Source organism: Nocardia sp. IBHARD005 (genome assembly GCF_052814245.1).
Genome location: NZ_CP199935.1, coordinates 85946 through 107367 on the forward strand (window position 1 = coordinate 85946; position 21422 = coordinate 107367).

The window sequence follows — 21422 nt, forward strand, 5'->3', positions numbered from 1 at the left end:
ACGACGTTACCGCGTGAGCAGCTCCTCCGGAATCTGCTGATCGGTGGCGAGCGCCTCGAAGAACCCGGAGGCCCTCGACTTGTCCCAGAGCAACACGTTGCCCACCTCGGTGTCGTCGAATCCGCCGATCGGGACGCTGGTGGTGACGGTGTCGCCACGCATCGCCCAGCCGAGCGCGGCCAGGTTCCAGATGTGGTCGCCGTCGTCGACCTTCAGCGAACCCGCGACCCCGGTTGCCATGGGCCACAAGGCGAACGGATTGGCGAGGGTGCCCATGCCCGTCGCCTTCTTCAACAGCGCCGCCATGAACATCCGCTGGCGGTTCATCCGGTCGACATCGGCGGTCGGGGTCGCGCGGGTGCGCACGAATCCGAGGGCCTGCGGGCCGGAAAGTTTCTGACAACCCGCGGCCAGGTCGAGCCCGGCCAGTGGGTCGACGATCGGCTCGTCCAGGCACATCTCGATCCCGCCGATCGCGTCGACCACGCTCGCGAAACCACCGAAACCGATCTGCGCGTAGTGGTCGATCCGCACGCCCGTGGCTTCCTCCACCGTCTGGACCAGCAGCGGAGCGCCGCCGAGCGCGAACGACGCGTTCAGCTTGTCCTTGCCGTGGCCGGGGATGTTCACGTAGGAATCGCGCGGGAGGCTCACCATCGTGGTCGGGCCGGCGGACGGGATGTGCACCATCATGATCGTGTCGGTGCGTTCGGGTCCGGTGTCGCCGCCGGTCGCCAGCTCCTGTTCCTGCTCGGTCGAGAGGTCGCCGCGGCCGTCGGAGCCGACCAGCAGCCAGTTGGTGCCGGGGGTATTGCTCACACGGTCGCTGTAGGAGGGCAGCGCGGTGATGCGGGTGAGCGAGTTGTCCAGGTGCACGACCGCGGCGATCAGGCCGGCGATCAACAGCACGATGATCACCGTCAACCACCGGAACGGGTGACGTCTGCGCCTGCGCCGCGGCGGCCGCGGCTGCCTGCCCAGGTCGACGGGCGGGGGAGTGCGCCGGGGCGGGAGACCGTCGTGATGGGGGACCGGTCGCTGGGTCGGCGCGTGCCCGACCTGCTCACGACGTGGTGGCGGTGCTGGCTGACGCGGCTTCTCGCGCTCGTACGGCAGCTGGGAATAGGCGAGCGGCTGGTCGCCGGAGTTGCCGCGGTGCAGCACCTGGGTGGGTTCGACGTGCGACGCGCCGCGCCGAGGTGCCGGGTTGTAGCGAACCGTCGGCCCGTCCTCCGGATGCGGGCGCCGATCGTTGCCGGGCGGACGGCCGTAGCGCGGATCGGCGGGCACCGGGCGACCCTGCGGTGGCAGGGGACGACCTTGTGGGGGCACCGAGGGGCCGCCGGGGCGGCCGGACGTCGGCGGCACCCGGCGTCTACGGGGGTCCTCGCGGGGATCGTCGCCGTTCATCACCGTCAAACTCTACTGATCGTGGGGAGCGCGAGCCGGTTCTGCGCGCTCGGTCACTACTGGGATACCCCGCGCGAGGGCCACTGTTAGCGCGAAACGCGGTGATGTGGTGAAACTCGCCGCGACACGCCGTCAGTGTCATGGCAGGAATGGATGTGTCTGGGCGATTGCTGGTGCGCTAAGCGGTCAGTGTCATGGCAGGAATGGATGCGTCTGGGCGATTGCTGGTGCGCTAAGCGGTCAGTGTCATGGCAGCCAGCCGACGCGCCCGCGCAGCACGTTGTAGCCGAGATAGGCGACAGCGTCGATTGTCGCGTGGGCCAGGATCAGCGGCCACAGGCGGTTGGTCCGCTGCCAGTAGCGGCCGAAGACCAGGCCCATCACGATATTGCCGAGCCCCCCGCCGATCCCCTGGTACAGGTGATAACTGCCACGCAACAGCGCCGACGCGGCCAGCGACGAGTTCTCCGACCAGCCGAGCCTGCGCAGCCGGGTGATCAGATAGCCGACCACCACTACTTCCTCGGCGACGGAATTCGCACACGCCGACAGGATCAGCACGGGCAGCCGCCACCAGTGTTCCGACAGCGAACTCGGCACGATGGTGACACTCACCCCCATCGCGTGCGCGATCAGATACAGCGCGAGCCCCGGCAACCCGATCACCGCGGCCAGCGCCAGACCAGCCACGATATCGCCACGCCGGATCCGTGCCAGCCCGATCAGCCGGGGTCCGATCCCGCTGCGCCACAACAGGTAAAGCCCCAGCGCCGCCCACGCCATCAGCCGGGTCACCCCGACGAGCTGGAACAGCAGATCGAGAAACGAATTGTTCGACCGCGACGCGTTCAGCGCCACCGTCCGCCCACCGACCCCACCCGGCGACAACGCCGAATCGAGCAGGGACAGACCGGCACTGATCCCACTCAACCCGAAGGTCACGAGCAGAACGACCGCGATCTCGACGCGCAGCCCGAACCTGTCCCGCTTGCTCAGCTCGGTCTGGGGAGGATCGACACGCATGCCGCGCAGTGTAAACAGCGAACACGCCGAAGCCGGTTCCCGGCGGGCCAGGCGACGCGAAGTGAGACGCGGCTAACCGATCCAGAGTGGGTACAGCCCTATAAGTCTCTACCCAAAGGGGCCCGCCCCGATCTGGACTGACCGGAGGGTGCGACGAAGGAGTACCCGGAGGGAGGGAAGATCGGGGCCACCAGGGGCCCCGCTCGAGCGCGCCAGCGCTCCAAGAACACAGTCAGATGCGGCGAAGGCCGTTCAGGAACGGGCAGCCGGCGAGGACGCGGACCGCGCGGCTCAGCGATTCGATGTCGTGAGCGGGGGTGGGGAAGGGCAGGCGGACGTCGTGGTCGCCGTCGTTGCTCTCGACTCGCAGGGTGAGGCCGTAGCGGTCGATGGCGAGGGGGTGCACGAGGCCGCCGCGCAGCCGGGTCGGCAGGTGGCGAGCCAGCTGGGCGACGATGTCGGCGTGATCCTCCGACATGTGTTGCAGCCAGGCGCTTTCCAGCTCGCAGAACGGGTCGGCCGAGGCGGCGCGCAGGTCGGCGTGGTCGACGGATTCGGCGCCCGCGGTGTCGGCCAGCACCGCCGAGTTCACCACGATCCGCAGTAGCGTGACGCCGTGCCCGACATCGAGCAGGCCCGGATGCGGGTACTCCTTGGCGATTTCGACGGCGAGCGCGCGCTGTGCCTGCTCGGGTACCTGGCGCACCCATCCGCGCAACCACACCAGCGCCCTGACCGGCTCACGCAGCGGGAGCGGCGCGTGATCGGTGAGCTCGAGTACCGCGGAGGTCTCGTTGGCCGTGGCGGCCAGCGCCGCCGCGAGCGAGGACGCCGGCACCGCGATCACCGCGTCGCCGCAGCGGCGCAGGTGGTGCAGCGTCGTGGGGACGGGGTCGATACCGGGGAGCGCGAGCACCGCTGTCTCGGCATGAGCGCACGCACTTCGCACCCGCTCGGCGGTGCTCGGCGAGAGGATCGTGGTGGGGCTCGGCATGACAACCTCCGCGAACGATTGATTAGGTAAACCTAAGCTAAGTTACAAACGCCCGACGCGCAAGAGGACACCACGATGAATCGAGCCGATACGGTGGACCGATGACGCACGACGACCACGGCGATGACCATGCCGCCCCCGCCGAACCCGTCCTGCTGAACCTGTCGGCCCCCGCCCGGCGCAGCCTCGTGGCCGACCTGGTCCGCCCCCACGGCAGTTCCCCCGCCCCCGTCGACGTCGACATCCCCGACCCCGAACTCACCGCCTTCCTGGCCGGCATCGCCCACGCCGACCACGGCTTCACCGCCCGCACCACCAGCGGCCCCCGCGCCCTTGCCGTGGTCGCGGGCACCGTAGCGGCCCTCTGCGGCGAAGACATCCCCACCGCCCTCACCACCCCCGACCTGCCCTTCCTGAAGTCACTGAAGCCCGCCGCCATCGAGGCCACCCGCACCGTCCTCCTAGCCATCGAAACCCCCAACGAACAGGCAATCACCGAAGCGTTGCGGGTACTGGATTCCTGAGCCAACGCCCGGGTAGCCCCGATATGTCTCTACCTAAGGGGCCCGCCCTGATCTGGACTGAGCGGAGGGTGCGACGAAGGAGTACCCGGAGGGAGGGAAGATCAGGGGCCCGAAGGGCCCCGCTCGAGCGCGCCAGCGCTCATAAAACACAGCTAATCTTTCTGTGTGCCGCGTATTGCGTATTTCGGGCCGTCCGGGACCTTCACCGAGATGGCTCTGGCGAAGTTCGAGAACTCGGGGGCCTTCGATGGGCCGGTCGAGCGGGTCGCCGCGCCGAGCCAAGGGGCGGCGCTCGACCTGATCCGGACCGGACAGGTCGACGGCGCGGTGGTGCCGATCGAGAGTTCGGTGGAGGGCTCGATCCCGGCGACCCTGGATTCCCTCGCCATCGGACCGCGTCTGCAGATCATGGCGGAAACCGAGCTCGAGGTGACTTTCACGATCCTGGCGCGGCCCGGAACCTCGCTGGCCGACGTGCGCACCCTCGCCGCCTATCCGGTCGCAGCGGCACAGGTCAGGGAATGGGTGGCGCGCACCATGCCCGATGCGCGCCCGTTCACCTCCGCGTCCAACGCGGCCGCCGCCGAAGACGTCGCGGCAGGCACCGCCGACGCCGCGATCTCGACCGCGCTGGCGGGCGAACGACTCGGCCTGGCAACCCTGGCAGGCGGCGTGGCCGACCACGACCAGGCCATCACCCGCTTCGTCCTGGTTACCCAGCCGGGCGTGGCACCCGGCGCCACCGGCGCCGACCGGACCTCCGTCGTCCTCGAACTGCCCAACGAGCCCGGTTCACTCATGCGCGCGTTCGCCGAATTCGCCACGCGTGGAGTCGATCTCACACGCATCGAATCGCGACCGACCCGCACCGGCATGGGCACCTACCGGTTCTACCTCGACTGCGTCGGACACATCGACGACCCGGCGGTGGCCGAAACATTGAAAGCCTTGCACCGCACCGCCCATGTCCGCTTCCTCGGATCATGGCCTGCGGCAGCGGCCATCGGCTCACCGCCGCCGTCGGACGAACCGGCCGCGGAATGGTTGACGCAATTGCGAAAGGGGGTCGCGGACCTATGACTACCCGCGCGAAACTGATTCTGGTGCGCCACGGCGAGACCGAGGGCAATGTCGCGAAGATCCTCGACACCGCGGTGCCGGGCCTGCCGCTGACCGAACGTGGTGTGGCGCAGGCGAAAGCGTTCGGCGCCGGCCTGGCGCGAGCGCCCCAGGTCCTGGTGTCGTCGGATGCGCTGCGCGCCCGCCAGACCGCAAGCCACATCGAAGAAGCCACCGGCACACCGGCACACGTCCTCGACGGCCTGTACGAGGTGCAGGTGGGCGAGCTACATGGCCGCTCCGACCGGGAAGCGCACGAACTCTTCCAGCAGATCTATCGTGGCTGGCACCTCGGCGAGCTCGACGTCAGAGCCCCCGGCGGCGAATCCGGTCACGAAGTGCTGGCCCGCATCCTGCCCGTCCTCAGCGGCCTGCGCGAGGAATTCCTGACCGGCGACGCCGACGGTGACGTGGTGGTGGTGAACCACGGCGCCGCCATGCGCCTGATCGGCAAGGCGCTGGCCGGGGTGGCGCCGCCGTTCACGACGAACAACCACCTCGACAACACCGAGACCATCGAACTGCTCCCCACCGAAGACGGCGGCTGGGAATGCCTACGCTGGGGCAAATTCACCCCACCGTTCACCGTCCAAGCCAACCCGTCCGCCGACGACCCGATGGGCTGAAATTATTAGCGGCTGGCGGTGTCTATTTGCGGCTGGCGCCGCGGTTCTCGGCGCTTAACTCCGCCTCTTCCCTCCCTCCGGGCACTCCTTCGTCGCACCCTCCACTCAGTCCAGAGGCGGAGGCGCGCCGAGAACGTGCTCCTTCGTCGCACCCCGATGTTTTAGTCCGAAGACAGGGTTCGACGAGACCCGGCCCAGGTCAAGCCAGGTTATTGGCTGTCGCGGTAGGGAATTCGGTGCGGACCGGTAAGGACTCGATGAGGTCGGCTACCGCGGTGCGCAGGCGGGCGTTGGTGCCGCTGGCGATGGACGACCACTTCACCCCGTCGTCGGCGACGCTGGCGGTGATGATGAATCTGCCTGCGCGCGTGTTGAAGACGGCGATGTGGTTGTCCTGGATATCGCGGGTGCCGTCACCGTAGGCCACGCCAACGATCTCGGCGTAGGAGTTGATCTCCACCAGCGCCGAGGCCAGTGCCTGCGCGTCGGTGGCCGGATTGCCCACCTTGCTCAGGCGCTTCGCGGTGGCGGCCGCGTCACCGGTGTCGCCGAAGATCGGCGCCAATTGTTCGGTGGGAGCGTTCATGCCGTACAGCTCGAGGGCTTCGACCGGCCCGAGTGCCTGCAGCACCGCGCCGGGCAGATCGAGACCGGCGTCGTCGATGACGTAGGACTCCGGCCCGCGCAGGGCGACGACCGCACGATCGTCGCCCTGCGCCAGACAGAATCGGTTGACCTGGCCGGCCACCACCCACCGCAGCGCGATGATCCACTGCGGCCGGTAGAGCACCCGCAGCCGTTCGGCGAGCTCGGGTGCCACCACCTCGCCGAACAGCAGCTCGCGTTCGGTCAGGGCGGCCTGTGCCACGTTCATGGCGGCGTCATGCGCGGTGACGTTGTCATAGCGGCCCAAGGCGTCGAGCACCACGGGCATCTCGTCGAATTCCAGTTTCTCCAGGAGGAACTGCATGTCGTCGAGCGAGAGCACGACGGCGCCGAGCAGCGAACCTCCGCTGCCCGAGCCGAGAACCGTCACTTGGCCGATCCGGCGAGGTCGGCGCCGATCACACCTTCGGCCGCGTAGCGACCATCGGTGAACTCGTCGGTGCGCACGTAGTCGACGCCATCGTGCTCGTCGTCTTCCTCGCCCTTCTGCCGGTTGCCCATCAGCGGGTTACCGCCGCCGGTGCCGGTGTTGCGCACGGGTGCGCTCTCGACCCGGTTGACGACCGATTCCGAGACCGGAGCGCTCGCGGACGCGTGCGCGGCGGGCGCACCCCAGCCCTCGGGCAGCTTCAGCGAGCCCGCGCTGACGCCACCGAGTCCGGCCGACGTGGTGGCCATGCCACCGACCGCGGCACCGGCGGCACCCAAACCCGCCATCGCGGGCGCGACGGCGGTGCCCGCGGGCACGGTGGCCGTGGCCGCCGAGATCGCGGAAGCGCCGATATTGCCGACCGTGCTGACACCGCCGGTGAGCACGCCACCCGCGGTGTTGGCCGCCTGGGTGGCCGCGCTGACCACGCCGGGGTTGGTGACGAAGGCCTGCGCCGCGGCGACCGCGGTCTGCAGCGGATCGCCACCACCGAAGTCGCCCTGCGAGGCGGAGCCCGCACCGCTGGCGATGGCGGGCGGCATGGTGAACTCGCTGGGAACGGCGACGGTGGCCGACGTGGCGGCCTCGTAGGTCTCCATCACCAGCGCGGCGCGGATGTCCATCGCGTGGCGCGCGACCTCGGCGACCTCGAAGGCACCGGAGACCATGCCGGGCGGGTTGGCCGAAGCGGCCACCGCGGCGTTGGTGCCGACGATCTCGGGCAGGCTCGGCATCGCGATCGAGGCGACGGTGTAGGCGGTGGCGTTGGCCGCGCACTTGGCACTGAGCGCCGCGGACGCGATGCCCTGCTGGCTTGCCCAGCCCGCGAACGGGGCCAGACGGGCGAGCACGGCGAGACCGTTGACGCCCTGGAGGCCGACACCGACCTCCGCGATCACGCGCGTGATGGTGAAGGCGGCGTCGCCCCACGCGGCGGCCAGCGTGCCCCACGAGGTGGCGGCGGCGCTGATCGGGATCGCGTGTGCGCCCGCGTTGAGGGTGGTGGAGTTCATTTCGGCCATACGAGGCAGCCAGAACACCCCGGTGATCCCTGCGGTCATGCTTGTTTCTCCCCTGAGTAAATGATCGTCGACAGGTTCGGTGCGACTACACCTGGATGGCGTTGATCGCCGCCGCGCGGACCAGCTCTTCCCCGATATTCGTGGTCAGCTGCGAGCGCAGCGTCGCGGCCGCGTGATGCAGCTCGAGGATCGCCTGGGCGACCGAACCGTCGTGCTTGCCAGCGGCGGTGTTGAAGTGCGACGCCGCGAGCAGCGACACCTCTTCGGCGCCGGACGGCAGCACATGCGTGGTCGGCCCGGCGAGCCCGGCCGCGAGGGCGAGGCGCTCGGCGAGCAGGTCCAGCTCCGCTGACGCGGCGAGGACGATTTCAGGTGCAATGAGAACGTGTCCAACCATGACCCGACTCCTTCTGGTGGCGGCTATCGGGAACCACGAGAATTCCCCCTACGAGTACTAGGACGCGAGAGCGGTTCATTCGGTTCCATCGAATCCCCGCCCAGTTTCGCTAACCCCATCCCAGCTCATGCAACCGGTCGTCGTCAATCCCGAAATGGTGTGCTATTTCGTGGATCACGGTGATCGCGACTTCCTCGACCACTTCGTCGTCGGTGTTGCAGATGTCGAGAATAGCCTCTCGGTAGATCGTGATGGTATCCGGCAACGATCCGGCGTAGTAGCTGTCGCGCTCGGTGAGGGCGATCCCGTGGTACAGCCCAAGCAGTGAAGGTTCCTCGTCGTTTCGGGGCTCCACCAGCACAACAACGTTGTCTATGGCACTGGACAGCTCCGCCGGGATCTGGTCGAGGGCATCGCCGACCAGCTCCTCGAAACGCCACTGCGGCATACGCTCGGACAACGTCACCTCGGCTGGGGCTGCGGCGGTAGTGGCGCGGCGCCCGGCAGCGGAGCCGGCGTGGAGCGTCCGGAGTTCGGCGGGGGCACCGGTGCCTGTCCGTCGATCAGGATCTCGCCGCGGGCCGAGCCGACGATCGGCGCGAAACCCTCGCGGTCGGCACCTTTTCCGAGCCAGCAGTCCAGTTTCTGGCTGCCGGCGAGCCAGCTGGCGGGCTCCAGATAGTCGAAGAACAGGGTCAGCGTCTTGTTGCGGATGGCGTCGGGGCTGCCGAGGTAGTCGCCGGCGAGCCGGTTGCATTCGGCTTCGACAAACTTGTCCTGCTCTGCCTCCGACGGGGGTCCGCCGGTGAAGGCGGTGGCCAGGTCGACGGTGCCGACGATTTCCACCGAGTGCGGCTGGGCGCAGTCGACCGGGTCGGTGGGCAGATTCTGATTGATGCCGAGGCAGGTACCGGTGGCATGGATCTTGGACTGATCGCTGTCGGCCAAGCTGCCCGTGGTGGCCGGGCTGGCGGTGGTGGCGGCGACCTGGACGCCACACCGCAGGGTCCGGTCTCCGTGCTGCCACCCCGCGGGGCTCGGCGACATCACGTTCACCATGAACTTGCCGCGCGGGTCGAACCGCCCGCCCAGGTATTTCTGGACGGCGGTCACGCAGTGTTCGTCCCGCAGTTCGGTCATGCGCAGCGAATCGGGGTGACGGGTGCCGTCGGCGAACTCACGTCCGGGATAGGCGCTGAGGTCGATGACACCCGCCACCTCGAAGAGGTGCTTGTCGGCGCAGCCCACCTTCACGAGGTCGCTGCGGTCGGATTTCGACCAGGTCAGGCAGTCGCCCTGCGCGGCGCTGCTGAACTCCTTGTCACGCACCACCGGTTCGGCGCCGGGCTGGTGCGCGGCCACCTTGTCGGTGTCGAAGCCTGTCACGGCCATGGTGACCATGGCCGCGACGACCGCCCCGAGGGCGCCTATCAGCAGCCCCCAACGCAGTTTCGTCGCGGACAGGTGCAAGGCGCCGCCGCGGCTGGGCGCGGCGCGCCCTTCGGCTCGATTGCCCTCGGCTGGGTTGCTCTGCTTCTTCGACATCGTCGACGAGTGTATTTGTCGTGGCGGACTGCCGGGTCAGCCCCGCAGAGCTGACACGAAGATGCCCGGTATGCGGCGCAGTTTGCCGTCGCCGTAGAAATCGGTCAGCTTGCGCCCGGTGCCGGTACCGGTCTTGTTCGAGACGAACCACGGCGGCTTCGGGGTGAGGGCGAATTCGCCGCGCAGAATCGAACGCGGCGCGGGGCGGAAGGGGCCCCGGACCACGGTGCGTTCGACGTCGTCGAGGAGGAAGGCGTTGTGTACGACGCCGATGCCACTCTGGATGTCGTCGAGGGTGTGGCCGGGGTAGGCGCCCCAGCTGGCGCGCGGTGTGAGGAACGCGAGACCGGTCCACGCGTTGAGGGCGACGGTGCCGTAACGCAGGTTCTCGATCGCGGTGTCGAGTTTCGCGCCGAGCTCGGCGATGGTGGCAGGGGCGGCGATGATGTTGGCCCCCAGGGTGCCCATCAGTTCCTCATTGGCGAAATTGACCGCGTTGCTGAGAAATTCGGCCCCGGTGCCGGGCAGTTCGACCACGCCGAGAACGGGTGAGAAGTACTCGGTGCGCAGCAGGGGAGTGTCGCCGGCGGGCAGGTTCTCGACCAGGAGGCGGCCGTTGGCGCGGGCCGCGTTCGGGTAGGTCTCGAGTGCGCCCGCGACGCGGTTGGCGCTGCCCGGGTAGTAGGCGGTGCGCGCGGGGGCGTTGTCGATCGCGGCGCGCAGTTCGGTGAGGAACTGCTCCTTGAGCGGCCAGTCCGCGGCGAGCACCACGGTCTGGGCGGCGACACAGTTGTAGCCACCGTTGTGCAGGCGCTGGGTGGCCACGTGCTCGGCCTGGAACTTCAGATCGGCGGCCGCCCAGTCACCGGGAACCACGATGCACGGCGCGACACCGCCGAGTTCGCTGGTGATCGGCTTGTCCAGGATGGGTTCGCCGGTCTTGTCGGCACCGGGGCCCCACACGATCGCGTCGTGGGTCGGTGCGCCGCCGGTCATGTGCACGTGCGCGACCAGTGGGTGGTTCACCAGGTAGCCGCCCTCGGGGGCGCCGCCGGTGAGGATGCGCACCACACCGAGCTCGATGAACGGCGCGAAGATCGCCTGGAACACCGGCAGCAGCGGATCGGTGATCGGGTTGAGCTTGAGCGCGACGACCCGGTTGTTGGCGTAGAGCTCGTAGAGGGTGTCCAGCGGCGCGATCGACATGATGTTGCCCGCGCCGAGTACCGCGCCGACACCGTTGGTCCTCGCGGGGTCGCGCTGGGCCAGGCCCGCCTTGCGACGCGCGGTCGCGGCGTCGACACCGGGCTTCAGCCACACGTCGGCGCTGAACCCGCTCAGCAGCAGCTTGTCGTAGATGCCGTGCGGCAGCGCGGGCACGGCCACCCGGCCGCCGGGCGCGGTGGTGAGTTCGACACCGTCGAGCGGGCTCGCGCCCTTCTCGAGCGCGGCCATCGACTCGCTCAGCGCCTGCGCGCCTGCGAGCATCGTCATCGGGCCCGACATCCACTCCTCGCCGAGCAGCGGGCTGTCGGCGTCGAGCTTCTTGATGGTGCGGGCGGCGGCGACCCAGGCCTCGGCGTCGCGGGCGGTGAGCGCGTGCAGTTCGTCGAGCAGTTCGCGGCGGCGACGCAGGTCTGTCGCGGCCCAGGTCTTTTCCCCCTGGGTGAGATCGGCGAGCGCGGTATCGATGACGGCGGTGTCGAAAGAGGTACTCACACCGCAACTATGCCCCTGCGATGCCCGATTGGCATAGGCCGAGCGATTAAGGGTTGCGTAAACAACTAGGCTGTTTTCTCATGATCGACCTCCGATTCCTGCGCGAGAACCCGGAAGCCGTCCGTGCCTCGCAGCGGACCCGCGGTGAGGACCCCGCGCTCGTCGACGCCCTGCTCGAAGCCGACGCCGCGCGCCGGGCCGCCGTGGCCACCGCCGACAACCTGCGCGCCGAGCACAAGGCCATGGGCAAGGTGATCGGCAAGGCGAGCAAAGAGGAGCGCCCCGCGCTGCTTGCCGCCGCCACCGACATGTCCGCCAAGGTCAAAGAGGCCGAACTCGCCCAGCACGCCGCCGACGCCGACCTCGACGCCGCCCAGCGCGCGATCTCCAACGTCGTCGGGGAAGGTGCGCCCGCGGGTGGCGAGGACGATTACGTCGTGCTCGAAACCGTCGGTACCCCACCGGTTTTCGACTTCGAGCCCAAGGATCACCTCGAGCTCGGCGAGGCACTGCACCTGATCGACATGGAGCGCGGCGCGAAGGTGTCGGGCTCGCGGTTCTACTTCATGACCGGTTACGGCGCGCTGCTGCAGATGGGCCTGTTGCAGCTGGCCGCGCAGAAGGCCGTCGCCAACGGCTTCACCATGATGATTCCGCCGGTGCTGGTTCGCCCGGAAATCATGGCGGGCACTGGTTTCCTCGGCCAGCATTCGGCCGAGGTCTATCACCTCGAAGAAGACGACCTCTATCTCGTCGGTACCTCGGAGGTGCCGCTGGCCGGCTACCACTCCGAGGAGATCCTCGATCTGAGCGCGGGCCCGAAGCGGTACGCGGGCTGGTCGTCGTGCTTCCGCCGGGAGGCCGGTAGCTACGGCAAGGACACCCGCGGCATCATCCGCGTGCACCAGTTCGACAAGGTGGAGATGTTCGTCTACACCACCCCTGACCAGGCCGAAGCCGAGCATCAGCGGCTGCTGGCGTGGGAACGCGAGATGCTGGACGCGATCGATGTGCCGTACCGGGTGATCGACGTGGCGGGCGGCGATCTGGGTAGCTCGGCGGCGCGCAAGTTCGACTGCGAGGCCTGGGTGCCCACCCAGCAGACCTACCGCGAGCTCACCTCCACCTCGAACTGCACCACATTCCAGGCGCGCAGGCTCTCGGTCCGCTACCGGGACGAGAACGGAAAAGCGCAGGTCGCGGCCACGTTGAACGGCACGCTTGCCACCACGCGCTGGATCGTGGCGATCCTGGAGAACCACCAGCAGGCCGATGGTTCGGTGCGCGTGCCCGAGGCGCTGGTCCCGTTCGTCGGTACGGATGTACTGACGCCGTAAGATGCTCATTGTTTGCTGAGATCCATTTGCCGGATGTCGCAAACACCCTGACCCATCAACATCTAGGCTGGTGCTCGTGCGAGGAATCGGGGCGCGCGGCGATACCCGAACCCGGGTGCGGGCGGCATCGGCGTTGGCGACGGCAAAGGTCATGGCCAGGACAACGGGGGCGTTCTACGTTCTCGGTGGTGTCCTCGGCCTGATGATCACTGCCGTCGCGCCGGGCACCGACGGTAATCGCGCGGTGGTCGGCACCGCGGCGGCCATCTCGGTTCTGCTCGGGCTCACGCTGCTCGTGTGGGGCCCGCGGATGCCACACCGCCTGCACCACGCCTACCTCGCCACCGCGACCGTGCTCGTCGCGATCGCGGTCTACGACTTCCCCAACATCGTCGGCGCCATCACCCTGGCCTCGTTCTTCGTCTTCGTCGCCTGTGACGCGGCACTGTTCTTCGCCTGGACCCAGGCCGCCGCGCATATCGGCTTCGCGATGGTGCTGTGTCTGCTGGTGTTGCCCACGCGCGGGTTGCCGTGGTGGTCCGGGCTGATCCCGGCCGGGGTCACCTTCGGCGCGGGCGTGGTGGTCGGCATCCTCACCAGGATGGCGTCGGAAGCCGATATCGATGTGCTCACCGGCTTGCTGAACCGGCGTGGTTTCGAAAAACAGCTCAACCCGGCGATCGACGCGGCCGGTCGCGGCGGTCAGGGCATGGCCCTGGTACTCGTCGACCTCGACCGATTCCAGAAGATCAACGACCACCTCGGCCACCGCGCGGGCGACGCCGTCCTCCAGCGGGTCGCCGATACCTGGCTCGACCTGCTCGCTCCCGGCCAGGTGCTGGCCCGTTTCGGCGGCGATGTGTTCGCGCTGCTGTTGCCGGGGACCACCGAACAGGCCGCGATCCTGCTCACCGAACAACTGCGCGCCGCGGTGACCATGGGCTGTTCGGCCGGTGTCACCTCCTGGCAGCCGGGTGAGTCCGGTTCGCTGCTGGTCAGCCGCGCCGACGTCGGCCTGTACCGGGCCAAGCAGGCGGGCCGCAACCGCACGGTGCTCGAATCGTCGCGTCAGCTCCCGCTGGCGGTGGAACTGCGCGAGGCCATCGACCGCGGTGCGCTCGACGTGCACTACCAGCCGATCGTCAGCCTGACCGAGGACGGCGGCCAGGCGGTCGGCGTCGAGGCGCTGCTGCGCTGGTCGTCGAGCGCGCAACCCGAGGTCACCACCGAGGGTCTGATCCGCGTCGCCGAGGAATACGACCTCATCTCCGACCTGGACGAGCTGGTCCTGCGCCGCGCCTGCGCCGACGCCGCGCGCCTCCAGGAGAGCTTCGCCTCGCTGAACCTCACCCTCAACGTGAATGTCTCCGGCCTCGAACTGGCCGAAACCGAATACGCCGAGCGGGTCGCGACCATCCTGTCCGATACCGGCTGGCCCGCCGACCAGCTCGTCCTCGAGGTCACCGAGAGCGAGCTGGCCGCCGAATCCCAGACCGCGATCACCAACCTGCACACCCTGCGCGACCGTGGCGTGCGCATCGCCATCGACGATTTCGGCACCGGTTACTCCTCGCTGAGCCGCCTGGCCACCATCCCCAGCGACATCCTCAAAGTCGACCAGTCCTTCGTCGCCGCCATCCGCTCCGATTCCCCCGCCCCGCCGCTGCTGAGCGTCATCGCCGCACTGAGCAAATCGCTCGACCTCCAGGTCATCGCCGAGGGCGTGGAAACCGAATACCAGGCCGCCGTCCTCACCGAACTCGGCTTCGCTCTGGCCCAGGGCTACCACTACAGCGACTCCCACCCGGTGTCCGAACTCATCAACGACCTCAACGACGGCCGCCCCCTGGTGAGCGCCATCGACGACGACGACTCCCTCGCCGCCAACGGCTGGATCCCCCTCGGATAATCGCTTGACCAGGCCGGTCGCGACGCGAACGATAGAACCCATGCGAATGCTCGTCTACGGCTGTTGATCTTCCCCGCTCCGGCACGCGGTGGCCTGGTTGACGCGTGAACCGACCGGTGTCCGCGACCTCACGGTGCGCGCGGTCCTGTTCAAGGGCACGCGTGACCTGCTACCGATCTACGCCCTCTACGGCGTTCTCTTCGCCGATTACGGGCTGAGTACCGCACAGATCTCGCTGCTGCTGGCGATCTGGTCGGTGACGGCGTTCCTGCTCGAGGTGCCATCGGGTGCCTGGGCCGACACGGTGTCGCGTCGGCTCCTGCTCGTCCTGAGCTGTGTGTTGCAGGCCGCGTGTTTCGCCCTGTGGATGCTGGTGCCTTCGTTCGTCGGCTTCGCGCTCGGCTTCGTCGTCTGGGGTATCGCGGGCGCACTGGAATCGGGAACTTTCGAGGCGTTGATCTACGACGACCTGGTCGCCCGTGGTGAACCGTCCGCCTACGCGCGAATCATGGGATGGACGCGCGGCGCGCAGGAGAGCACCGTGCTGGTGGCGATCCTCGCCGCCGCACCGCTGTTCGCCATCGGCGGTTACGCGCTGGTCGGCTGGGTCAGCGTCGGTGTCGGTCTCGTGCACACGTTGACCGCGCTGGCTCTGCCCAGCGCGCCCGTCGCCATCTCCGCCACCGCCGTCGACGATCTCGACGACGAGCCCGCACCCGGCCCGCTCGGCCCGCACGTCAAACCGGGCGTGGCATCGGCTGGTGCAGCACAGTCGAATTCGCATGGATCCACCTCCTCGCGATATCTCTCCATGCTCCAAACCGGTCTCTCCGAAGCACTGCACGTCCAAAGGGTCCGGCGGGGTGTCCTGCTCGGCGCCCTCCTCTACGGCGTCACCGCCTTCGACGAATACTTCGGCCTGCTCGCGGTCTCCGGAGGCGCTTCGACCAGCACCTCGGCACTGCTGGTCGGCATCACCGTCGCGGGCTCGCTGATCGGTTCGCTGCTGGCGGGCCGGACCGAGGTCGTGTCGTCTCGAACGTTGGCCATCGCTCTGTTCGGCGCCGGAATCCTGTTCATCGCAGGCGCGTTGGCGGTCGGGGTGGCAGCGGGCCCGGTACTGGTCTGGGTGGGATTCATCGGCATCGGCATCGCCTACGGCATCGACTTCAATGCCGAGGTCATCGTAGGTGCGCGGCTTCAGGATGCGATCGAGGGACCGGCCAGGGCTACCGTCACCTCGGTGTCCGGGCTGCTCTCCGAGATCGTCGCGCTTGGTGTGTTCGCCTTCGTCGCGGCCGCGACACAGTGGCTCGCGATGTCGACAACTATCGCACTTCTCGGATCGGTGCTGTTGGTCGCCGCCGCGGTGACACCGACCTGGTTGCCACCGCGTCACGTCGCCGCCCCTGGTACGACTGAGAACGAAACCCCTGATCACGGGTGAGAACATAGGTAACTCCCCAACCACCTCCCATCAAGGACGCACATAACGTGACACCGACTGCCAACCGTCGAGGTCCCGGACGATCCGCAAAGGCCCGGTGAGGCGGATGAGCTTGTCGGGGAGGCGGAGCAGCGTCGGGCTGGCGTTCGGGTTCTGTATCGGGGCTGGTGTCGCGATGCAGGGGCGAATCAACGGCGCGTTAGGGGCCCGGCTGGCTGATGGGATCGCGGCAGCGACTATCAGCTTCGGCACCGGGCTCATCGCTGTGCTGATCGCTTTCGCTGTCAGCCCCGCGCTGCGAGCGGGTGTCACCAAGGTGCGTACCGCGGTCTCGGAGGGCAGGTTGCCGCCGTGGCAGTTGCTCGGCGGGTTGTGCGGCGCGTTCTTCGTGGCCGCCCAGGGCCTGACCGTCGCCGCGATCGGTGTCACCGCCTTCACTGTCGCGGTGGTCGCGGGTCAACTCCTCAGCAGCCTCATGGTCGACCGCCTCGGCCTCGCCCCGAACGGCCGAACCCCGATCACCCCGTGGCGCATCGTTGCCGCCGGGCTCGGCATCACCGGCGTCGTTCTCTCGGCCGGCGGCGATTCCGCCGCGACCCCGGTTGCCACCGGTCTCCCGGCCATCCCCGTCCTTCTGATCGTCCTGCCTGCCCTCGCGGGCATCGGCCTGGCCTGGCAACAAGCGGTCAACGGCCGAGTGGCCGCCACCGGCGGCCCGTTCACTGCCACCCTGATCAACTTCGGCGTAGGTCTGACTGCCTTACTCCTGCTCGACCTCTACACCCTCGCCAGCTCCGGCCTCCCCACCGAATTCCCCACCGACCTCTGGCTCTACACCGGCGGCCTGATCGGTGTCGCCTTCATTGCCCTGGCCGCGGTCACAGTCGGGATGATCGGTGTCCTGCTGCTCGGCCTCACCTCGGTGGCGGGCCAGCTCGTCGTCGCCGTGCTGCTCGACGCTTTCGACGGAAAGCTCTCGCCCACTGCGATCGTCAGCTGCGTGATCGTGCTGTGCGCGGTGGTCGTCGCAGGCCGGGCGGGGCGATAGAGCCTGTTCAGCGCCTCCCGACCAACCGCGAGATCGCGGTCAGCGCCCACTCGTCGCGTCGTCGCCGTCCGTGCGCGGAGACCTCGACCGGCAACCGGAACCGCCTGCGCGTCACAGCTTTCGGTGTCGTGAACTCGAGCAGTCCGGGTTCGCCGTGGATGCGCCCGAACCCGGACCCGCCGTTTCCGCCGAACGGCAGCGCGGGTACCGCGCCATAGCTGATGACGTCGTTGATGCTGACCATCCCGACGTCGAGTCGTGCGGCGATCGACTCACCATCGCGCTTGCTGAACACCACCGCGCCGAGCCCGTATTCCACGGCATTGGCCGCTGCGATCGCCGCGTCGACATCCGGTACGCGATTCACCGTAACCACTGGCCCGAAAGTCTCCTCGCGCACAGCCGCTGACGACTGCGGAACATCCACCAGGACAACAGGATCCACGAACGGCGCGCGCACGGAATCGCGACCGCCGACCAGCGCGCTGCCGCCATCGGACAAACCGCTGTCGATGTGTCGTGCGATCGTCGCGATCTGTCCGGGCATCGTCACCGGCCCGTAGTCTCGTCCTGCCTCGACCGAACCTGCCGCCGCCGCGATGGCGTCGAGAAACCGCGATGCCACCGCCTCCACCACATACACGCGCTCCACCCCGGCGCAGGACTGCCCGGAGTTCATCGTCGCACCCCAGAGCAGCGCCTGCGCCGCCTGTCGCACGTCGGCGTCGGCGGCCACGATCGCCGCGTCCTTGCCGCCGAGTTCCATCAGGACCGGGGTGAGGGTTTCGGCGCAGGCGGCCATCACCTTGCGGCCGGTCGGTGCCGATCCGGTGAACGCGAGTTTGTCCACGCCGGAGCGGCACAGGTCAGCACCGGTCGCACCCCATCCGTGCACCACGGCGAACAGCCCATCTCGACCGGTGGCGGCGACGAACGTATCGGCGAGCCACTGCCCGATCGCCGACGTGAACTCGCTGGGCTTGAAGACCACCGCATTGCCCGCGGCCAGCGCGTAGGCAATCGAACCCATGGGCGTGTACATGGGGTAGTTCCAGGGACCGATCACCCCCACCACGCCATACGGCTTGCGCTCGATCCGGCTTGCCTGATTGAGCATCATCAGCCCGGACCGCACGCCGCGCGGCCGCAGCACTCGCCCGGCATGGCGCGCCGCCCAGTCCAGATGATGCAGCGTCAGCGTCAGTTCGATCTCCGCGTCGGCGGCGACCTTGCCGTTCTCGCGGGTGAGCAGCGCGAGGATCTCGTTTCGCCGCGCGTGAATCAGCCGTTTGAATCGGAGCAGTTCGGTACGCCGTTCGTCTACGGACAGCGCGGCCCATGCGGTCGCGGCCCGACGCGCGTTCCCGACCGCCTCGGCGACCTGGTCAGCGGTGGTCACCGGAAACTCCGCCACCTGACTCCCGGTCACGGGATCGACGGATCGAAGGACGGTTTCGGACGGTTTCAGGTTCTCGCTCATGTCATCCAATGTAAGCGCGATCATGCCGTAATGCAACGCACCGTTGCGTTGTATATTGGTTTCAACCGAGGAGGCACAATGTCGGCACCCCGTCGAGCCCAAGCGATCTACGCGGCGACGCTGGACCAGTTGGCCGAACATGGCTACGAAGGCATGACCATCGAAGGCATCGCCGTCGCGGCGGGAGTCAACAAAACCACCATCTACCGCTGGTGGCCCGGCAAAGACGCACTGCTCGGCGCCGCCGTCCGGGAAGGTCGCGCGACCGAATTCCCCGACACCGACACCGGGACACTGCGCGGGGACCTGATCGCGGCACTGGCAGGCATCGCTCGCATCCTCGAAACCGAGATCGGCCGCCAGCTGGTAGCCGGCACAGTCATGCGCGGAAACCCCGAAATAACCGCCGTGGCAAGAGAATTCCTCGCCGACCGCCTCCGCCGCGAACAGGTCATCCTCGACCGCGCCCACGACCGCGGTGAACTGCGCGAGCATATCGCGGCACACCAGTTCTTCTACCCGGCGATCGGCGCGCTCTGGGTCAAGGTGCTGGCCCTCGGTGAACCGGCGACAACCGAATACCTGCACCGATTGGTGGAAGATCTTCTCACCGGCATCACCGGTGACGAAGAGGTTCGCCCGTCGCGGCTTCGGCAGTCGTGAGTGGATCAATGACCCGACGGTGGACACCAAGGTTCTGGCGAACGGGCGCTGGTTCGTGGTGGTGGTGGCGAGTGTGACCACTCGCTGATCCTGCCGCCCGAATGTTAGGTTTTGCGCGACACCGCGGGGTGGCAACGGCGGCAGCGCCGGTCTGGGAGGGATGGACGTTGATCGAACCGCTGTCAGTGAACGAACCGGCCGTCGTCGGACGTTTCCGCATTCTCGGTGTACTCGGCGCGGGCGGCATGGGGCGAGTGCTGCTCGGCGTCGGCCCGGACGGACGGTTCGTCGCGGTGAAGCAGATTCACGCGCACCTGGTGGGCGACCCCGAGTTCCGTGCCCGCTTCGAACGGGAGATCCGCGTGTCGATGCGCGTCTCCGGCGCTTTCACCGCCGCACTCATCGATTTCGAACTCACCGGTCCGACTCCGTGGTTGGCCTCGGTATTCATCCCTGGCGTCCCACTCGACAGCGCGATCAGGTCCGCGGGTCCACTGCCGGTGCCGTCTCTGCGGACCCTGGCATCCGGCCTGGCCTCGGCCCTGCATTCGATCCATGGCACCGGCCTGATCCACCGGGATCTCAAGCCTGCCAACGTGATTCTCGCGGCCGATGGTCCCCGCGTCATCGACTTCGGCATCGCCTACACCGCGGAAGCGGGCGGAATGCGCACGGAAGCAGGCGCTGTCGTCGGTTCGCCCGCGTACATGTCACCTGAACAGGCAAACGGCGAACAGCTCACCGCCGCCAGCGATATCTTCGCCTTCGGCGGCCTGTTGTACATGGCCGCTACCGGCGCGAGCCCGTTCGCCGCCACCTCAGCCCCCCTAACCTTGTTCAATGTCGTGCACACCGAACCCAACCTCGACCGCTTGCCGCCGGAACTGCGTGGGCTCATCCAGGCCTGCCTGAGCAAAGATCCGCGCCGCAGGCCGACGCCGGGTCAGATCCTCGACCATCTGGGTGTGCTTCCGGTGCAGGCCAGCCCGTGGACCGCGGCGATCGACACCGAGATCAGGTCTCGTGCAGCGCAGTTGGCGGCCTACACCGCCGATCCGGACGCCACCCAGATCATTCCGTCCGCCCGACCGGCGGTCCCGGACCGGAAGCCGCAGAAGCGTCGTCGGGCCGGATGGGTCGCGGCGGCCTCGGTCTGCGTGATCGCCCTGATCGTGGCAGCCACGGTCGTCCTCACTCGCGGCCCCGAAACCACCGCTGCGCCACCCGATGTCGAGCCAGTGGCGTTTCCGACCCTGGCTCAGGTACGCGGGACGGACACCTGCGCCTGGCTGCGGCAGTCTCTGGGCGACAGCCTGCCCGCCGAAGTGGTCGGCGGTGCCCGAATGAACATCGCGGCGTGGAACTGGCAGCCCACCTCGACTTGGGGATGCAGCGGCGTCTCGGTCGTCGGCAGTCTGAACGTCGAAATCGGAGCTGCGATGGACGGTTTCACCGCCACGGAGCGCAAGATCGCCGGTCGTCCGCTGCTCGACCGCGGTGCGGGATGCGCGGTCGGGCTCGACAACGGCGATCAATCGGCTCGCTGGGGCCTGACCGTCGAATCATCGGAGACCGACGATTGTGTCCTGTCCGAGTACATCCTCGATCGGCTCGCGACCTCGATGGCTTCGCTGCCCCGCGACCCGGCCGACGGGCGAACGCTGTCCGCGCTCGATCCGTGTGCGCTGGTGGGACAGCCGGACTCGAAGATCCTGACCGCTGCCGGTCCGGCCAGGTTGATCGGTGCGCATGGGTGCGAGTGGGACGGTGACGGGCATCTGCGGGTCACGTTGTCACAGCCGAGGCGGACCGATTTCGGCTTCCAGCACCAACCGGTCGACCTCGGCGACGGCGTCACCGCCCTCTCCCCGTCCGCGGTGGACGTCATCGGCTCGCGCAACGCGTGCAGTCGGCTGTACTTGTTCCGGACGATCGCCGACAGCCACGTCGAAGTCATCTCGGTGGAGGTGTCCGATCCGTATCGGACATCGGAACAGATCTGTCCGACAGCGGAAGCCGCGGTGAAAGGCATCGTCGGCCGACTGCCCGTACCGTGATCCAAT

General features: G+C 68.2%; 19 protein-coding genes. 9 read left to right on the plus strand and 10 right to left on the minus strand.

Annotation, left to right across the window (positions count from 1 at the left end; genetic code table 11):
* Positions 1–6: 6 nt before the first annotated feature.
* The 3 genes from ACTWPB_RS00405 to ACTWPB_RS00415 form a co-directional block, all read right to left on the minus strand.
* Positions 7–1410 carry an LCP family protein gene (locus ACTWPB_RS00405; RefSeq protein WP_446226542.1) on the minus strand — a complete coding sequence of 468 codons (1404 nt, stop codon included), beginning with the start codon at positions 1408–1410 and terminating at the stop codon, positions 7–9.
* A 246-nt stretch (positions 1411–1656) separates the two neighbouring features.
* Complete coding sequence (locus tag ACTWPB_RS00410; RefSeq protein ID WP_446223776.1) at positions 1657–2433, minus strand: CPBP family glutamic-type intramembrane protease; 777 nt, start codon at positions 2431–2433, stop codon at positions 1657–1659.
* 232 nt (positions 2434–2665) lie between these two features.
* On the minus strand, positions 2666–3427 hold the full coding sequence (locus tag ACTWPB_RS00415) for a DUF2470 domain-containing protein (RefSeq protein WP_446223777.1): 762 nt from the start codon (positions 3425–3427) through the stop codon (positions 2666–2668).
* A 101-nt stretch (positions 3428–3528) separates the two neighbouring features.
* Here ACTWPB_RS00415 and ACTWPB_RS00420 point away from each other — a divergent pair, with 101 nt between their 5' ends.
* From ACTWPB_RS00420 to ACTWPB_RS00430, 3 genes are all read left to right on the plus strand, one after another.
* Complete coding sequence (locus tag ACTWPB_RS00420) at positions 3529–3951, plus strand: hypothetical protein (RefSeq protein WP_446223778.1); 423 nt, start codon at positions 3529–3531, stop codon at positions 3949–3951.
* A gap of 165 nt (positions 3952–4116) precedes the next feature.
* A complete protein-coding gene (gene pheA / locus ACTWPB_RS00425) occupies positions 4117–5031 on the plus strand; it encodes a prephenate dehydratase (protein ID WP_446223779.1) in 915 nt (304 codons plus the stop codon).
* Positions 5028–5696, plus strand: coding sequence for a histidine phosphatase family protein (locus tag ACTWPB_RS00430; RefSeq protein WP_446223780.1), 669 nt, complete (start codon positions 5028–5030; stop codon positions 5694–5696). Before pheA ends, ACTWPB_RS00430 begins: the two co-directional genes overlap by 4 nt.
* Positions 5697–5895: 199 nt before the next feature.
* Here the strand turns inward: ACTWPB_RS00430 and ACTWPB_RS00435 are convergent, their stop codons facing one another.
* The 6 genes from ACTWPB_RS00435 to ACTWPB_RS00460 form a co-directional block, all read right to left on the minus strand.
* Complete coding sequence (locus tag ACTWPB_RS00435; protein ID WP_446223781.1) at positions 5896–6732, minus strand: ESX secretion-associated protein EspG; 837 nt, start codon at positions 6730–6732, stop codon at positions 5896–5898.
* Entirely contained in the window at positions 6729–7853 is a 1125-nt protein-coding gene (locus ACTWPB_RS00440; RefSeq protein WP_446223782.1) for a PPE family protein, read from the minus strand. Before ACTWPB_RS00440 ends, ACTWPB_RS00435 begins: the two co-directional genes overlap by 4 nt.
* 46 nt (positions 7854–7899) lie before the next feature.
* On the minus strand, positions 7900–8211 hold the full coding sequence (locus tag ACTWPB_RS00445) for a PE family protein (RefSeq protein WP_446223783.1): 312 nt from the start codon (positions 8209–8211) through the stop codon (positions 7900–7902).
* A 109-nt stretch (positions 8212–8320) separates the two neighbouring features.
* Positions 8321–8659 carry a metallopeptidase family protein gene (locus ACTWPB_RS00450; RefSeq protein WP_378915270.1) on the minus strand — a complete coding sequence of 113 codons (339 nt, stop codon included), beginning with the start codon at positions 8657–8659 and terminating at the stop codon, positions 8321–8323.
* Positions 8660–8673: 14 nt separating this feature from the next.
* Positions 8674–9756: a septum formation family protein gene (locus ACTWPB_RS00455; protein WP_446223784.1), complete on the minus strand. Its 1083-nt coding sequence runs from the start codon at positions 9754–9756 to the stop codon at positions 8674–8676.
* Positions 9757–9792: 36 nt separating this feature from the next.
* On the minus strand, positions 9793–11475 hold the full coding sequence (locus ACTWPB_RS00460) for an aldehyde dehydrogenase family protein (protein ID WP_446223785.1): 1683 nt from the start codon (positions 11473–11475) through the stop codon (positions 9793–9795).
* Positions 11476–11555: 80 nt separating this feature from the next.
* Between ACTWPB_RS00460 and serS the strand changes: the two genes are divergently transcribed.
* From serS to ACTWPB_RS00480, 4 genes are all read left to right on the plus strand, one after another.
* The gene (gene serS, locus ACTWPB_RS00465; RefSeq protein ID WP_446223786.1) at positions 11556–12812 is read left to right on the plus strand and encodes a serine--tRNA ligase; all 1257 of its coding nucleotides are present in this window, start codon (positions 11556–11558) and stop codon (positions 12810–12812) included.
* Between the two features lie 76 nt (positions 12813–12888).
* Positions 12889–14721: a putative bifunctional diguanylate cyclase/phosphodiesterase gene (locus tag ACTWPB_RS00470; RefSeq protein ID WP_446223787.1), complete on the plus strand. Its 1833-nt coding sequence runs from the start codon at positions 12889–12891 to the stop codon at positions 14719–14721.
* An 88-nt stretch (positions 14722–14809) separates the two neighbouring features.
* Entirely contained in the window at positions 14810–16168 is a 1359-nt protein-coding gene (locus ACTWPB_RS00475; protein ID WP_446223788.1) for an MFS transporter, read from the plus strand.
* Between the two features lie 106 nt (positions 16169–16274).
* A complete protein-coding gene (locus ACTWPB_RS00480) occupies positions 16275–17216 on the plus strand; it encodes a DMT family transporter (RefSeq protein WP_446223789.1) in 942 nt (313 codons plus the stop codon).
* Positions 17217–17223: 7 nt separating this feature from the next.
* Here ACTWPB_RS00480 and ACTWPB_RS00485 read toward each other — a convergent pair whose 3' ends face one another.
* Positions 17224–18798: an aldehyde dehydrogenase family protein gene (locus ACTWPB_RS00485; protein ID WP_446223790.1), complete on the minus strand. Its 1575-nt coding sequence runs from the start codon at positions 18796–18798 to the stop codon at positions 17224–17226.
* Here ACTWPB_RS00485 and ACTWPB_RS00490 point away from each other — a divergent pair.
* On the plus strand, positions 18775–19359 hold the full coding sequence (locus ACTWPB_RS00490; RefSeq protein WP_446223791.1) for a TetR/AcrR family transcriptional regulator: 585 nt from the start codon (positions 18775–18777) through the stop codon (positions 19357–19359). The two genes, ACTWPB_RS00485 and ACTWPB_RS00490, sit on opposite strands and share 24 nt — an antisense overlap.
* A gap of 167 nt (positions 19360–19526) precedes the next feature.
* The gene (locus ACTWPB_RS00495; protein WP_446223792.1) at positions 19527–21416 is read left to right on the plus strand and encodes a protein kinase domain-containing protein; all 1890 of its coding nucleotides are present in this window, start codon (positions 19527–19529) and stop codon (positions 21414–21416) included.
* The last annotated feature ends 6 nt before the right edge of the window (positions 21417–21422 follow it).

Bases quoted from the DNA above. Each gene is read 5' to 3' on its own strand.
- ACTWPB_RS00405 (WP_446226542.1), bottom strand. From the start codon at position 1,410: ATGAACGGCGACGATCCCCGCGAGGACCCCCGTAGACGCCGGGTGCCG.
- ACTWPB_RS00410 (WP_446223776.1), bottom strand. From the start codon at position 2,433: ATGCGTGTCGATCCTCCCCAGACCGAGCTGAGCAAGCGGGACAGGTTC.
- ACTWPB_RS00415 (WP_446223777.1), bottom strand. From the start codon at position 3,427: ATGCCGAGCCCCACCACGATCCTCTCGCCGAGCACCGCCGAGCGGGTG.
- ACTWPB_RS00420 (WP_446223778.1), top strand. From the start codon at position 3,529: ATGACGCACGACGACCACGGCGATGACCATGCCGCCCCCGCCGAACCC.
- ACTWPB_RS00430 (WP_446223780.1), top strand. From the start codon at position 5,028: ATGACTACCCGCGCGAAACTGATTCTGGTGCGCCACGGCGAGACCGAG.
- ACTWPB_RS00440 (WP_446223782.1), bottom strand. From the start codon at position 7,853: ATGACCGCAGGGATCACCGGGGTGTTCTGGCTGCCTCGTATGGCCGAA.
- ACTWPB_RS00445 (WP_446223783.1), bottom strand. From the start codon at position 8,211: ATGGTTGGACACGTTCTCATTGCACCTGAAATCGTCCTCGCCGCGTCA.
- ACTWPB_RS00450 (WP_378915270.1), bottom strand. From the start codon at position 8,659: ATGCCGCAGTGGCGTTTCGAGGAGCTGGTCGGCGATGCCCTCGACCAG.
- ACTWPB_RS00455 (WP_446223784.1), bottom strand. From the start codon at position 9,756: ATGTCGAAGAAGCAGAGCAACCCAGCCGAGGGCAATCGAGCCGAAGGG.
- serS (WP_446223786.1), top strand. From the start codon at position 11,556: ATGATCGACCTCCGATTCCTGCGCGAGAACCCGGAAGCCGTCCGTGCC.
- ACTWPB_RS00480 (WP_446223789.1), top strand. From the start codon at position 16,275: ATGAGCTTGTCGGGGAGGCGGAGCAGCGTCGGGCTGGCGTTCGGGTTC.
- ACTWPB_RS00490 (WP_446223791.1), top strand. From the start codon at position 18,775: ATGTCGGCACCCCGTCGAGCCCAAGCGATCTACGCGGCGACGCTGGAC.